At 37.1% G+C, this 13,900-nt stretch carries 16 protein-coding genes; 2 read left to right on the forward strand and 14 right to left on the reverse strand.

The features are described from left to right. Positions 1 to 69 precede the first annotated feature (69 nt). The 6 genes from AN957_RS17210 to rsgA form a co-directional block, all read right to left on the reverse strand. On the reverse strand, positions 70 to 1,335 hold the full coding sequence (locus tag AN957_RS17210) for a peptidase (protein WP_053476670.1): 1,266 nt from the start codon (positions 1,333 to 1,335) through the stop codon (positions 70 to 72). A 35-nt stretch (positions 1,336 to 1,370) separates the two neighbouring features. After that, positions 1,371 to 2,009, reverse strand: a complete 639-nt coding sequence (locus tag AN957_RS17215; RefSeq protein WP_053476671.1) for a CoA transferase subunit B — start codon at positions 2,007 to 2,009, stop codon at positions 1,371 to 1,373. Next, positions 1,994 to 2,686 carry a 3-oxoacid CoA-transferase subunit A gene (locus AN957_RS17220; RefSeq protein ID WP_053476672.1) on the reverse strand — a complete coding sequence of 231 codons (693 nt, stop codon included), beginning with the start codon at positions 2,684 to 2,686 and terminating at the stop codon, positions 1,994 to 1,996. Before AN957_RS17220 ends, AN957_RS17215 begins: the two co-directional genes overlap by 16 nt. Further along, the gene (locus AN957_RS17225) at positions 2,686 to 4,038 is read right to left on the reverse strand and encodes an aspartate aminotransferase family protein (protein WP_053476673.1); all 1,353 of its coding nucleotides are present in this window, start codon (positions 4,036 to 4,038) and stop codon (positions 2,686 to 2,688) included. Before AN957_RS17225 ends, AN957_RS17220 begins: the two co-directional genes overlap by 1 nt. A 174-nt stretch (positions 4,039 to 4,212) precedes the next feature. Further along, complete coding sequence (locus AN957_RS17230) at positions 4,213 to 4,383, reverse strand: YjcZ family sporulation protein (RefSeq protein WP_053476674.1); 171 nt, start codon at positions 4,381 to 4,383, stop codon at positions 4,213 to 4,215. Between the two features lie 172 nt (positions 4,384 to 4,555). Next, complete coding sequence (gene rsgA, locus AN957_RS17235) at positions 4,556 to 5,635, reverse strand: ribosome small subunit-dependent GTPase A (protein WP_172797714.1); 1,080 nt, start codon at positions 5,633 to 5,635, stop codon at positions 4,556 to 4,558. Between the two features lie 353 nt (positions 5,636 to 5,988). Between rsgA and AN957_RS17240 the strand changes: the two genes are divergently transcribed. After that, positions 5,989 to 6,753, forward strand: a complete 765-nt coding sequence (locus AN957_RS17240) for a DUF4397 domain-containing protein (RefSeq protein ID WP_053476676.1) — start codon at positions 5,989 to 5,991, stop codon at positions 6,751 to 6,753. Positions 6,754 to 6,779: 26 nt separating this feature from the next. Here AN957_RS17240 and AN957_RS17245 read toward each other — a convergent pair whose 3' ends face one another. The 5 genes from AN957_RS17245 to AN957_RS17265 form a co-directional block, all read right to left on the reverse strand. After that, complete coding sequence (locus tag AN957_RS17245; protein ID WP_053476677.1) at positions 6,780 to 7,364, reverse strand: YpmS family protein; 585 nt, start codon at positions 7,362 to 7,364, stop codon at positions 6,780 to 6,782. Beyond that, complete coding sequence (locus tag AN957_RS17250) at positions 7,361 to 8,182, reverse strand: SGNH/GDSL hydrolase family protein (protein WP_053476678.1); 822 nt, start codon at positions 8,180 to 8,182, stop codon at positions 7,361 to 7,363. The genes AN957_RS17245 and AN957_RS17250 overlap by 4 nt, the downstream gene beginning before the upstream one ends. A 174-nt stretch (positions 8,183 to 8,356) precedes the next feature. Further along, positions 8,357 to 8,932: an SCO family protein gene (locus AN957_RS17255; RefSeq protein ID WP_053476679.1), complete on the reverse strand. Its 576-nt coding sequence runs from the start codon at positions 8,930 to 8,932 to the stop codon at positions 8,357 to 8,359. Positions 8,933 to 9,040: 108 nt separating this feature from the next. Next, positions 9,041 to 10,021, reverse strand: a complete 981-nt coding sequence (locus AN957_RS17260; RefSeq protein WP_053476680.1) for a nucleoside hydrolase — start codon at positions 10,019 to 10,021, stop codon at positions 9,041 to 9,043. Positions 10,022 to 10,087: 66 nt separating this feature from the next. Next, positions 10,088 to 11,704, reverse strand: a complete 1,617-nt coding sequence (locus AN957_RS17265; protein WP_053476681.1) for a sensor histidine kinase — start codon at positions 11,702 to 11,704, stop codon at positions 10,088 to 10,090. Between the two features lie 206 nt (positions 11,705 to 11,910). Here AN957_RS17265 and AN957_RS17270 point away from each other — a divergent pair, with 206 nt between their 5' ends. Beyond that, entirely contained in the window at positions 11,911 to 12,414 is a 504-nt protein-coding gene (locus tag AN957_RS17270; RefSeq protein ID WP_056685323.1) for a PCYCGC motif-containing (lipo)protein, read from the forward strand. Positions 12,415 to 12,494: 80 nt separating this feature from the next. Here the strand turns inward: AN957_RS17270 and AN957_RS17275 are convergent, their stop codons facing one another. From AN957_RS17275 to AN957_RS17285, 3 genes are all read right to left on the reverse strand, one after another. Continuing rightward, positions 12,495 to 12,746 (reverse strand): DUF2535 family protein, encoded by a 252-nt coding sequence (locus tag AN957_RS17275; RefSeq protein WP_053476683.1) that lies wholly within the window; start codon positions 12,744 to 12,746, stop codon positions 12,495 to 12,497. A 91-nt stretch (positions 12,747 to 12,837) separates the two neighbouring features. Further along, a complete protein-coding gene (gene tatC / locus AN957_RS17280; protein ID WP_056685325.1) occupies positions 12,838 to 13,596 on the reverse strand; it encodes a twin-arginine translocase subunit TatC in 759 nt (252 codons plus the stop codon). A gap of 86 nt (positions 13,597 to 13,682) precedes the next feature. Continuing rightward, positions 13,683 to 13,880, reverse strand: coding sequence for a twin-arginine translocase TatA/TatE family subunit (locus AN957_RS17285; protein WP_053476685.1), 198 nt, complete (start codon positions 13,878 to 13,880; stop codon positions 13,683 to 13,685). Positions 13,881 to 13,900: the final 20 nt, after the last annotated feature.

Consider the following 13,900-nt stretch of genomic DNA (forward strand, 5'->3'; position numbering starts at 1 on the left):
CCCGGCTGAATATGGCCGGGCTTTATTATTCAAATATTGTCATGCTAGTCAGCTTATTACTAATATAAACTAGGAATCTATTTCACACCAATCTAGAATAGCTAAGGCAATGATTTCGGCTGCTGCAAACACATCATTAATTGAAATATATTCATTTGCATCATGTGCAACCTCTGTCACACCAGGTCCGAATACGACAACTGGGGTATCGCCAACCCGTGATAGTATCCCGCCATCTGTTCCCCATGGCGATGCTTCAATGATGGGGCTTGAATCTTTTACTTTTTCAAAGCTATTCGTTATTGTTTCCATCAGCGGATGATTTGCATCTAGATTTCCAGGCAGCCATCTTCCTCCAAACCATTCGACTGTCGGTAGATTCTTACTTAGCCATTCATCTGTTTGTGTTAGTTCTAGCAGGCAGTTTTCCAATTCTTTTTCAACAGCCTTCATTTCCTCGTTCGGTGCAACACCGATCCTTCCTTCAATAATTGCTAGATCAGGAACCGATGAAGGCCATTCCCCGCTATAAATTTTTCCTATGTTAATGGGAACCGGAATTGGCGTGTTTTGATACAGAGGTTCGGTGATCTTCTCATTTCGCTTCTCTTCCAGCTCTTGCAGCTTCGTTATCACGAGCATCGCTTTTTCAATGGCATTGATTCCTTCGTAACGAGTCCCGCCATGTGCTGAGCGCCCTTTCACTGTGATTCGAAACCACATCGAGCCTTGCTGCTTTGGAAAGAGCTTCATATTAGTCGGCTCTGGGATAATCGCTCCATCCGCTGTATAGCCTCTTAATACGGCTGCTAAGGTCCCTGCACCTCCGCTCTCTTCCTCTATGACACTTTGAAAAATAATATCACCTTTTAATTGAATCCCGGATTGAATGATCGCTTCCATTGCAAGAATAAGAGATACGGTCCCACCCTTCATATCTGTTGAGCCTCTGCCATATAATTTCCCGTCTTCCAATAAGCCGCTAAAAGGATCACACTGCCAATCTTTCCGATCTCCTTCAGGAACAACATCGATATGCCCATTTAATAGAATGGAACGTCCTCCGCCAGTTCCCTTTAATATTCCGACAACATTTGGATTTCCCGTAAAATCCGTTCGATCCGAACAAAAAACAGGATGCTTTAGCAGCACATCCTCCCCAATTTCCCAAATATCTAATGAAAGGCCAAGCTTTCGGCATTTTTCTATGATAATTGCCTGTGCTTTGCTTTCATTTCCTCTTGTACTTCCTTCTTGTACAAGCCGCTGAAGAAAGCGTATTCCTTTTGGACGATTTTCACCGAGCCACTCTTTTATTTTCTTTTCTGCCTGCATGACAACACTCCCTTTTTCATCCTATGGAAACGTGCTTACCAATGAAAATCACAGCCTGTATTTGTTTTAATTTCTTCAAATGAATATGGTGGGAAAATTTCTTTTAAGTGTAAGCCATTATTCGTAACCTCAAATACACCCATTTCCGTAATGATTAAATCCACACATCTCGCTGATGTTAGAGGGAGAGAGCATTCTTTCACAATTTTTGGCTTCCCCTGCTTATCGACATGATTCATTAACACAATAACTTTTTTGGCTTTTTGAGCAAGCTCCATGGCACCACCCATTCCCGGCACTTTTTTTCCTGGAACGATCCAATTGGCAAGGTCACCATTTTCACTAACTTCTAAAGAACCAAGGATCGTCATGTCTACTCTTCCTCTCCGGATCATCCCAAAGGAAATTGCACTATCACAATAAGAAGCTCCCGATACTACTGTTACAGGAAAACCGCCTGCATTGCATAGATTTTCATCCTCTTCTCCCTTTTTCGGGCTCGGCCCCATCCCCGTGATTCCATTTTCCGCATGAAACATGACATTGATATCATCCGGTAAATGATTGGGTACAAGAGATGGAATGCCAATCCCTAAATTCACAACCATTCCGTTTTTTATTTCCTCAGCTGCTCTTTTAGCGATCCGATTTCTAACATCTATTCCCAAGCCCATGTCCAATTCACCCCTTTTGAAGGAACTATATAATCAACAAACACACCTGGGGTTGTAATCTCATCAGGTTTCAAGTTTCCTAGCGAAACAATCTCCTCTACCTCGGCAATGGTGATATTCCCAGCCATTGCAACTAAAGGATTCGTATTTCGCGCACTTTTGTCATAAATTAAGTTTCCATACGGGTCCGCTTTTTTTGCAAAAATAATAGAGACGTCACCCGTTAAAGCGGTTTCAACTAAGTATTCCTTTCCTTCCACTAACATTCTTTGTTTTCCGCCTGCAACCATTTCATTGTCCATCCCGATATCTGATAGAATCGCCCCCAATCCTACTCCACCGGCACGAATTCTTTCGGCTAAAATTCCTTGTGGTGAAAATTCAACTTCCAGCTTGCCATCGGTCATTAACTGCCCTGCGACAGGGTTTGAACCGATGTGTGAGGCAATAATTTTTACCGCTCTTCCTTCACTTACAATTTTGCCGATCCCGATGTGAGGGAATCCTGTATCATTTCCAATTAGCGTTAATTCTTTTACTCCTTTTTCAAGGAGGCCATCAATGATCGTTGGTGGTGATCCAATTCCCCCGAATCCGCCAAAAATAATAGTCATTCCATCATGAAAGTTCTCCATTGCTTGTTCAATTGTGATGATTTTATTAAAGGCGTTTTCCATTAAGCATCATCCTCTTTAATTAAATTGTTTGCTGTGAATAGTTGGAATGTTTCATGTAGACGCTTCACTAATTCATCTATTTCCGGAATCGTTATCGTTAGAGGAGGAGCAATTAAGATAGCATCTCCGTTCACCCCATCTATCCCTGCTCCTGCCGGATATAGGATTAATCCGCATTTTTCCGCTTGCCCAATGAGCTTTTGTGTGAAAAGAAATGAGCGTGGAAATGGAGTTTTATTAGCTTGATTTTCCACAAATTCCAGACCAATCATCAGTCCTTTTCCACGAATATCTCCTATGAATGGAAACATCTTCTGAAGCACCTTTAGTCTTTGAAATATATATGTGCTTTTCTCATCGATCTCTTTCATAATTTCGTTTTTATCCAAATATTCCAAGACTGCCAGGGAAACAGCGCAGCTTTGCGGATTTGCACTTAATGTATGCCCGCTCATAACAACTTTTGATCCTTGTAGAATGGGCTCCATAATTCGGTCACTAACTAATGCAGCAGCAATCGGTGCGTACCCAGCACCCATTCCTTTTCCAAGTGCGACGATATCTGGTTCAATGTCCCAGTGCTCACATGCCAGCATCGGACCAGTCCGACCGAACCCTGTCATCACTTCATCAGCGATGAAAAGAATGTTGTTTTTATCGCATATCTCTTTGATCACCTTATAGTAATCTTTCGGAGGCGTGATTGCTCCGCCCGAAGCACCAATAATTGGTTCCGCAATAAATGCCGCGATTTGTTCTGCACCTATCCGTTTAATGACGGTATCAAGCTCCTGTGCACAAACATATCCGCATTCTGGTGCCTCACGATTATAAGGGCATCTGTAGCAATATGGTGGATGAATGACAGGGAAGTCTTCAAGAAGCGGGATGAATCTAGCTCTTCTGCCAGTATGCCCAGACATGGAGAGAGCTCCAAGTGTGATGCCGTGATAACTCATCCAGCGCGAAAGAACCTTGTTTTTTGTGTATATTCCCTTTTCCTGCCAATATTGGATTGCGATTTTCATTGCCGTCTCTGTAGCTTCTGAACCGCTATTCACAAAAAAACTCCAATTTAAATCACCAATTGACAATTCAGCAATCTTTTTTGCGAGATTCTCTGCAGCTTCACTTGTAAACTGTGAACGGTAGACAAAGGAAACCCGCTTCGCTTGTTCATGCATGGCCTCAATAATTTCCTCTACACCATGACCAATGTTCGCTGTAATCGCACCCGATGACGCATCCAAATATTCCTTTCCAGTTTTGTCGTACAAGTAGACTCCCTTTCCATAGTCAATGACGGGATAAAGCGTTTCGAGCATTGGCTTAATTAAATTCGTTTGCGTCATAAGCTCCCTCCATCCAATTTGAAGCACTGCTAGGCTTTAAATTTCAACTAATTAAGTATATGAAAGGATTGTCTGATTCTTTCTTAGAGAATATGAAATTCTATTATTCTACTTCTTTTTAATAAAAATATAAAAAGCTGCCTCCCATAAGGAGACAGCAACTAAGTTTTTTATTTACCAAGCACCGTAGCAGCTGGCACCAATGATAATTAGCAGAATAAACAATACAACGATCAATGCAAAGCCACCTGAGAATCCGCAACAATTTCCTGTATTAGCTCCGGCTACCGGATAACCGTAACCTGAAAAGCATGGATCAAAACCGCAATCATATCCATATTGCATCTTCATTCACTCCTCATAAGTTTTAGGGCATTTTCTATATTAAGTTATGTTGTAGGTGCTTGACCTGTACGGGTATTTGCCCATTTAAAATGGAAAAGTGCAATTACCTGTTCACAGACCCAAATTAATATAAAAATAACCTCTTCATCACGAAGAGGCATTGTGTTCGAACTCAAACTTTTTTATATTTTTGCTTCAGACCGGTACTGATGCTTTTCCAGCGTTTTTTCTCTTCAGACTGTGCCCGCTTATCTTGCTTTCTTTCAAGATAAGCTAGTTCTTTTTGAAGTTTTTTATAACTAGTTAAGCGATTTTGATCCAACGAGCCATTTTCAATTGCTTGAATGACCGCACAGCCTGGTTCATTCACATGTGTGCAATCACGAAATTTACATTCGTCTGCCATGTTCTCAATATCTGTAAAGCTTTCAGCCAGACCATTCTCACTATCCCATAACTGTAGCTCTCTCATACCCGGCGTATCAATCAATACAGTTCCCTGTGGAAGCAGAATCAATTCCCGATGGGTGGTTGTATGTCTGCCCTTATCATCCCCTTCACGAATCGTTTGTACTTTTTGTTTATCATCGCCTAAAAGGTAGTTCGTTAAAGTAGACTTTCCTACACCAGACGACCCAAGGAGTGCGACCGTTTTTCCCGGTAATAAATAGGGCTGTAACCCAGCAAGGCCACTCTCTTCAACCACACTGACAGATACGACAGGAACGCCCATCGAAATCGATTCAACTTCAGCAAGCTTTTCTTCTAGATCCTTGCATAAATCTGCTTTTGTTAAGACAATTACAGGATTTGCCCCACTCTCCCAAGAAAGCAGTAAATACCTTTCTATGCGTCTTAGGTTTAAATCATCATTCAGTGAATTAACTAAAAAGATAGTATCAACATTCGCGGCAACTATTTGCTCTTCTGTATTTGTTCCTGCTGCCTTTCTTGAAAACTTACTTTTTCTAGGTAAAACTGCATGAATCGTTCCGCGATTCTCTCCAGCTCGCGTTTTCAAAACAACCCAATCTCCAACTGCCGGAAAATCATCCCTTGATTCTGCTAAAAAGGAGAATTTACCTGATACTTCACATAAAAGCTCTTCCTCTTCTGTCCAAACCCGATACATTCTTTTATGTTCAAGAGCTACCCGTCCAACAGCATAGCCCGCATCTTGATATTGTTCAAATTCTTTTTCAAAATAATCGTTAAAACCAAATGTTTGTAAATTCAATGTTTGTTCCTCCATGCTATTTAAATTAAGTACAACAAAAAAACCATAGGCAGCACAGCCCATGGTTTAATAAGCATAGAAAGACATACGAAATTCTACAACTATCAAACAGAATGGATTTGGGCTGTGCAAGTGTCAACAACAATTAATGTACGAACAATTAATAAGTTTTCCATTACACTTCACCCGCCTTCCGTTGATATAAATTTATTATATGGAATTTTCAGCCATAAGTAAAGCTGAAATTTTGTCATTTCGTAAAAATTTCATAAAACTATATTTTTACTTTGAAGTCCTAACTCGTGACACCAACCTAGTTCGATTTGCATATGTTACTAAAGTATACGATCTAGATAGGAGCGAGGAGTATGTCTCTAAATAGAAATCAGGATAGTCACTTTCAAAAAGCGGGACAATACGATTTATTAGCCAATTATTATAAATATATAGACCCAGCTAAGCATATTGCTTATTATCAGAAGCATTTAAAATATATGACATTAGCTGCTCATTCCTTGCGCACGCAAATGAACCCACCTCAAAGCGGGACGGCATTCCCTGCAAAGATTCGGTTCGTTCATGCCTCCAATGATGCATCAAATGTTGATATTTATGTAAATGGTTTAAGGGTATTAAATGACTTTCCATTTAAAGAAGCAAGTACCTACTTATCTCTTCCTGCAGGAAAATACCAAGTCGATATTTATCCTGCAGGAAATATGGTATCAACCGTATTAAGCAGAAAGATTATTGTGGGACAAGGAAAAAACTACTCTTTTCTATTCAGCGGGACCGGGAAAAATTTAAAATGGCTTGCATTGGAAGACGAGCATCACGTGCCATACGGGGAAACAAAAGTAAGGTTCATTCATCTAGCACATGATGCACCTGCATTCGATATAGCAGTAAAAAACAGAGATGTGATTTTTTCTAATATTGCCTACCGAAAATTCACAAGCTATCTCGGACTTTCACCAATGACCGTTGATCTTGAGACACGAATTGCAGGGTCCAAAAATGTGGTATTATCCATCCCACACGTTCGTTTAGAACCGAATAAAGTATATTCAATCTTGTTAATAGGTTCAGTTACTGACGGACCTGATCTTGAAGCCATAATGCTTGAAGGATAAAAAGGCATGACTGTTGTCACGCCTTTTTACTCTTTTACCGGAACTAATAAAGTAAACCGAATATCATCATTCTTTAAGTTGAATTCATCAACCTTTACTTTGACATCACTCTTTAATTTCATTTTTTGCAATGAAACATATATTTTTTCTTCGTTCGGATGAATGGTTACCCCTTTTGGAAGCTTGTATTTGTCGCCAATAAATTTTAATACATACGATACAGGTAATTGAAGCTTCCCTACAGATATAGACTTCTGCTGCAGAACGATGTCTCCATTATCTAAAACCTGTGGTTCAAACGTAAGCTTTAGCTGGATATCTTGACTAAATACCGGAATCAGCCCATATAACTCAACTTCATCATTTAATAACACTTTATAATCAATTGCCCCTGTCAATCCTTCTTTTTTGAGATAATGATTGATTACTTTATTTAGATCTTGTTTATCTGTCTGTATTTTAAAAGGGACATAATCGTCTGTATTTAAATTTTCTGCAATATAATTCTCCTCAGTTGCTGGTGTTTTCAATAAGATGAAAATGACCAGTATAAATATAACAATGAGGCTTAGCAAAAGAAAAAATAGCTTTTTCCATTTCTGATCCTTCAATTTCCATTCTCCTTGTTTTCAGTTGAAGCCTTTTCTAGTACTTCTTCATTTATTTTTTCAAAAATTCGATTCGCAATTAATTCATATCCTTGATCATTCGGATGGAAATAATCTGTGTGCAGAAGATTTTCTCCTTCATCATAGAAAAGATCTGCAATCCCTACAAAATAAGTATTGGGATATTTCATTAATACATCTTGACTTACTTGATTCCACTCCCCAATAATTTCATTAATTTCACGTATATCTGCAAACCATTTAAAGAACGGATTGTACAGGCCAACTAAGATGATTTTGCTATTTGGATTGTCGTTGCGAACGGTAGTCAATACTTCCTTCAAATTCTTTTCATATACTTTTCTTTGCTGACTAAATGCTTTGAGGTTCAAGTTTGAGAAATTCTCTCGTACAACCTTCATTACATCATTGCCCCCAATAGTTACAATGACGTAATCAGCTTCTTTCACAGCATCCCTTACCTCGCTTGATGCAATCCTTTTTAAGAGCTGATCCGATCGATTTCCTCTTATGCCAAAATTATCAAATAAAGCATCATTAATCGATTTGTCTTTTTCAAGCAGCTCCTCCAGATATGGGACATAGCCGCCACGATTCGTACTATCTCCAACACCTTGTGTTAATGAATCACCTACAGAAACAATTTTAACATCCTGAGGAAAAAATTCTTCTGGCACCTTTTCCTTGATCATTAACGTAACTTCTTTATGCTGTTCTAGTTTTTCATTTATGAACGTATTAGAATTGCATGAAGCCAAAAACAGTAAACTAAATAGAATGAATGGCAAGATCTTTCTCATATTATCACCCGGCTTATATAGAAAAGTGAAGCATCTAGCTGTAGGGCTGTTTGACACTTTCGTATTGATATTATAACACGTAAAATGGAATACATAACGTTTCAAACCTGATAGATCTGTAAGTAAATATTGACTACGAAAAGTTTCAAGAAAAAATAGACCTATCGACTAGGTCTATTGCAATGTTTTTATATCATCAATAATTTCTTCATATGGGACTTCTTTATCCCCTTTATACAACTGTTGAATTTTCCCTTCTTGATTAATTAAATAGAAGTATGATTGATGAATAACGATATCACTATTTTCCGGCTTTTGTGCGATTGTTTTGAAACCTTTTGCAAATGCTTCGATATCTTTCTGTTCATAACCAGTGAGAAAATGCCAATTCTTTAAATCTGCATTAAATTGCTTGCTATATTCAGTTAACACCTCTGGTTTATCAACTGAAGGATCTATACTAAAGGAAACAAATTCAATATTTTCAACTTCTTCCTTTTTTGCCATTTCTTGTAGTTTACTCATATTAAAAGTCATTGGCTGACAAATATCTGGGCAGGCTGTATAAATAAAATCTGCAACCCAAACCTTGCCTTCTAGATCTGCTAATCCAAAAGATTTATTATTTTGATCTGTGTAAGTAAAATCTGGAACTGGCCAGTTCTTAGCATCCTTTAACTCACCTTTGCCACATGCCGAAAGAAGAATGACTGTTAGTATGCTTATAATTGTCAGTAATCGTATTTTCATTTTTAATATCCGCTCCTATCCATATACGAACTTATTTTAGCAGACGTATAAGAAAGAAGGAAGAAAATTCGGTGACAAACTTGTGAACTAACTTTTAATCTTCTGTTTTTATGCAAAATTCCCATTATGATTTTTCATAATATCAAAAAAAGACTTAATAAAAGAACGATAATTAAACTGTACAGCAACATTATGAATTTTAAAGTCTTTCGATTCTAAATCAGGAGCTTTTCTGAAATCGCCAATACTTTGACCGAAAGCAATTCCTTGATCCACAACGACTTGAACAGGGGCTTCCTGATAGACAACTTCTGATTCGTTAAATAACGCCCATAAAGTAAATACGTCATGCAAGGGGCTCCCGCTTATACCTGGATTCGTTTTTTGATAAAATGAATAATAATAATCAACCATCGGTTTGACAATCAAACCCGTTTTGTTCTGCGTTTTTTGATAATGCTGATGAAGCGTATTTATAATAGATGGTGTAATAATGGCAGACATCGTTACATTTAATGGAATGATATGAAGTTTTTTTGGCGCCTCATTAATCAGGATTTTCGCAGCATAAGGATCCCCATAAAAGTTTGCCTCTGCGACCGGAGTTACATTTCCTGGAAAGTTAAATGCTCCCCCCATAATATAGAAATCAGTAATTTTCTTCATTAGATTTGGGTACAAAATAAATGCAGTGGCTAATGAAGACAATCTGCCGATGTTAACAATTAACAAGTTATTTTCATGTTGTTCGATTAATGGAACAATTTCGTTAAAGTTTTCCAGTAAATCTGGATCTACTTCCAATTGTGGATCTAAGGGGCCAAGGCCTTCAAAACCATGCACCTCAGGATAGTAGACTGGTCTTTCACCTGTTAATGGAAGCACAGCTCCGCCAAATATTGGAATAGTCGTAATTCCTGTTACATTTTGTAGAAAGGCAGCATTTCTTAATGCATCCTTCCTCGAAACATTTCCATAATCTGCAACTATACCGACTACATTTATTTCTTTAGAAAAGAGAGCAAATATAGCTGCAACAACATCATCAATCCCAAAATCACTGAATAAAAGGACATTTTTCTTTTTCATCCTTACCCACCTCCTCTTCATTAACATATTCTGGAGGATGGAATAAATGGCAATATTTTCATTGCTTTATTCATCAGCTAATGGGATAAATATGTTAAATGTCGTTCCTATGCCAACTTCACTTTCTACCTCTATCTTCCCTTTCATTCTGTCAATAATCTGGTAGCATACCATCATGCCAATTCCCGTGCCCTTTTCCTTTAATGAGTAAAAGGGAGTGCCTAATCTATCCAATTCTATTTTTGACATACCTATACCTGTGTCACTAATTTTAAATACCCCATATCCATTTTCTTTAAAAACAGAAAGAGTCAGATTTCCTCCATCTTTCATCGCTTCAATGCCATTTTTTAAAATATTTATGAGGACTTGCCTTAACTCACTTGGATTGCTCTTTATGTATACCCCATGGTTTAAACTTATCTCAATTGAAATATTCTTAGACATCATCGCATATGAGTTCATTAAATCCATTACCCTCGAAGCAAATTCACCAGCATCTACCAGTTCCATATGTTCAATATCAGGCTTAGCTAAAGATAAATAATCATTGATAATCGTTTCTGCCCTATGCATTTCTTCAATCATCAATCTGATATACATTCGTTCTTCTTCACTCATCTGCTCTTTTGCCAAGAAGATTTGCAGAAAGCCTTTCACAACGGTCATTGGATTCCTGATTTCATGAGCAACTGAAGCTGCCAGCTGACCAATGGCATTCATTTTTTCTGCACGTTGGAGCTCACGCTGAATTTTTGTTCTTTGCAGAATTTGTTCCATTTCATCAATAGCCTCTTCAAATCGATGCAATGGAGCAATATTTTTATTAATCGTTCCAAATTGTTCAGTTGTTGCCGATAAACGCTCAAAAAGTTGGGATAGCTGATTTGTCATTGCATTAAATCGTTCGACCAATATCCCTAAATCTGACTCATCAGACGTTTTTAATTTCACCTCAAAGTTTCCTTTACTAACTTCATTAAATCCAGAAATAATTTCATTCACAGGGTTTAGGAATTTCCTTAGCCCTCTTTTCAATATGTAATAATATAATATTAATATAAGAACAAAGATTCCGATTAGGTAAAAGGTAATATTCTTTTGGTATTCACTTAGGATGGCAGCATTAATATCCATTGCTAAAATAGCAGCAAGTTTACCATTATGATCTAAAATTGGAACAAATGAAGTAATCCAATAACCTAATTCATCCCGATACAATGGACTAGATACAACCATCTCTTTTCGAATGGCTTCATTGAATGATTCTAAATATGTTTCATCAACCTCCAAGGATGAGAGTGACTTTACACCTTTTTTTTCGTAGTCTTCTGAGCTAACAAGAACAAATACCTCTCCATTAGCAGAAACTTCCGGTGAAAGTAAAACAGCGTTTGAATAAGGAGCATTTTCATTCACAATTGTTAAGCTATGCTTTAAGGATTGAAAAGAGGAATACTCCCGGTTTCTTTCCGCTTTTACTTTTGCAATGTCATCGATATCAATAATTGTTCCCCATAATGTTGACATTTCAACAACGCGAAACCGGAGCTGCTTTTCCATTTGCTTCGTTTGAAGCAATAAACTAATTCCAGCTGTTGCAATAACTAAAGTTAAGCTTACAAAAAAGGAGAATAACAAAATTTTTCTGAATAAAGGCAAGTTGTTTATTTGTTCCTTCATTATTCATTCACCGAGTCCTTTTTCCACTTTATAAATCTTCCATTCGACAGAGGTTTACATAAATCCTCTAAAAACACAAAATTTTACGATTTAAGCACAATTGAGTTTTTCATAAAAGTATAGGGCTGTTTTTTTATAATTCGTGTTTGCGATTATGCTATGATGGGATTGAAGTGAATAATAAGGAGAAAATAGGTGATAATTTTATGAAAAGAAATATATTTGCATATTTCCTATTCTTTACAACGATAATCATTTTGTTATCAGCCTGTTCATCGACAGAAGAATCAAAAGCAGATAAGAATCAAGACAAGCATTCTTATCATGCAGAAAATGGTGATTTACGAGAAACGACGGCCTCCCTTTCTGTGGCCCCTATATTTCTCGAAGATCAACATGAACAAATCCAAATGGTTTATAGTGCTGTCGGAGAATACCAGGATCTTTTAGAAGATATTCCATGTTATTGCGGATGCGGCGATTCAGCAGCCCATAAAGATAATTATGATTGTTTTATCAATGAGAACAAAGAAAATGGCGCAGTTGTATGGGATGATCATGGAACTCGGTGTGGAACCTGTCTAGATACAGCAGCAAAGAGCATTAATATGTTAAATGAAGGAAAATCAATTAAAGAGATTCGCCAATACATAGATGATACTTACAAAGAAGGCTACGCAGAACCTACACCAACTCCATTTCCAGGTTAAAGAGTCTGAGCAATATGCTCAGGCTTTTTTTATGCATGATCAAAAAAAGCACCGGCAAAATCTGCCGGTACTCGAAAATATTATGCATTATTTTTTAGTTCTGGAGTCTTAAATAATTTCTGGTAATCAGGCCATTTTAAGACTCTCTTCAAATACTCTCGATAAGAGTATATGGCATCCTTTTTCTGAACCCCATAAATTGATTGTATGAAGGCTTGCAAACGGACTTGAATCATGAAATAATCAGGGCTATTTCTGTTTAATACAGGAATTTCTGTGATCTTTACCTTCTGTCCAACAGCATTTTTGAACTCTAGGCTTTTGAATAGCAAAATATCAATCCTCTTTTTCACCCGTTTGACTATATTATACCCTAATTTCTGTTCAAAAACTGTCTAATTTTGGGGAGTAAAAAAATTTTTACTAGTTCTCGTCCAGCGTTTCAAATTCGTTGCTTTCTTCCCATTCCTTTTCTTTTTTCAGCTTACGCTTATAAACAATTTTTGATAAATTAATACTAATTTCATACAAAAACAGCAATGGTATCGCCACAAGAATATCTGACATAAAATCTGGCGGAGAAATAACTATAGAAATAACAATCAAAATAAAATACGCATATTTTCTGATCTTTTGAAGGGCATATGGATTAATTACACCGAGTGATGTTAAGAACATTATCACTACCGGCAATTCAAAAAGAATACCAAAAGGGATTGTCATATGCATGATAAATCTAAAATATTTATCAGCTGTAAAATTGGTCTCTAGCATTTGCCCCCCCAATTCAACTAGAAAACCTAGTACGGTTGGAAAAATGACAAAATAGCCGAAACAAAGTCCAATGATAAATAAAATAAATAGAGCTGGAACATACGATAGAGAAATTTTTCGTTCGATCGGTTTTAATGCAGGCTTAACAAATAACCATATTTGCAAAGCTAAAATCGGTATGGTCCCCGCAATTGCAATGACAGAGGCAATCATAAAGTAAACCCAAACAATGTCACTTGGACCAAGAACAATTAATTTTACATCAAGATCTCGAACAAACCATTGATAAATATCTTTGACATATATAAATCCAACAACAAAAAAAACTAAAAATGCACCAACTGTAATAATGAGCCTTTTCCTTAATTCATCTAAATGATCAACTAAATTCAATTCTTTATCTTTCATATTTTTCTCCTGCCAATTTGAAGTGAATATCTTATTAAACGATGAAAAACACGATAAAAAAAGGGCAAGATATTAAATCTCGCACCTTATTTAACCGTTTTTTTCTTATCGTCTTCTTCAAATTCTTCCATGACATCACTTGTTAATTCACGCGTAGATTTTTTAAATTCTCTTAACGTCTGCCCAAATGCACGACCGATTTCAGGTAATTTTTTTGGACCAAAAATAATTAATGCTAATACAAGAATTAATATTAATCCAGGAATACCGATGTTTGATAGCATAAAACATCCTCCTTAAAGTG

It is taken from the genome of Cytobacillus solani, assembly GCF_001420595.1.
Taxonomy (GTDB): domain Bacteria; phylum Bacillota; class Bacilli; order Bacillales; family Cytobacillaceae; genus Cytobacillus; species Cytobacillus solani.

Coding starts and splice junctions, on each gene's coding strand:
- AN957_RS17210 (WP_053476670.1), bottom strand. CDS start 1,335: ATGCAGGCAGAAAAGAAAATAAAAGAGTGGCTCGGTGAAAATCGTCCA.
- AN957_RS17215 (WP_053476671.1), bottom strand. CDS start 2,009: ATGGGCTTGGGAATAGATGTTAGAAATCGGATCGCTAAAAGAGCAGCT.
- AN957_RS17220 (WP_053476672.1), bottom strand. CDS start 2,686: ATGGAAAACGCCTTTAATAAAATCATCACAATTGAACAAGCAATGGAG.
- AN957_RS17225 (WP_053476673.1), bottom strand. CDS start 4,038: ATGACGCAAACGAATTTAATTAAGCCAATGCTCGAAACGCTTTATCCC.
- AN957_RS17230 (WP_053476674.1), bottom strand. CDS start 4,383: ATGCAATATGGATATGATTGCGGTTTTGATCCATGCTTTTCAGGTTAC.
- rsgA (WP_172797714.1), bottom strand. CDS start 5,635: ATGGAGGAACAAACATTGAATTTACAAACATTTGGTTTTAACGATTAT.
- AN957_RS17240 (WP_053476676.1), top strand. CDS start 5,989: ATGTCTCTAAATAGAAATCAGGATAGTCACTTTCAAAAAGCGGGACAA.
- AN957_RS17250 (WP_053476678.1), bottom strand. CDS start 8,182: ATGAGAAAGATCTTGCCATTCATTCTATTTAGTTTACTGTTTTTGGCT.
- AN957_RS17255 (WP_053476679.1), bottom strand. CDS start 8,932: ATGAAAATACGATTACTGACAATTATAAGCATACTAACAGTCATTCTT.
- AN957_RS17260 (WP_053476680.1), bottom strand. CDS start 10,021: ATGAAAAAGAAAAATGTCCTTTTATTCAGTGATTTTGGGATTGATGAT.
- AN957_RS17265 (WP_053476681.1), bottom strand. CDS start 11,704: ATGAAGGAACAAATAAACAACTTGCCTTTATTCAGAAAAATTTTGTTA.
- AN957_RS17270 (WP_056685323.1), top strand. CDS start 11,911: ATGAAAAGAAATATATTTGCATATTTCCTATTCTTTACAACGATAATC.
- tatC (WP_056685325.1), bottom strand. CDS start 13,596: ATGAAAGATAAAGAATTGAATTTAGTTGATCATTTAGATGAATTAAGG.
- AN957_RS17285 (WP_053476685.1), bottom strand. CDS start 13,880: ATGCTATCAAACATCGGTATTCCTGGATTAATATTAATTCTTGTATTA.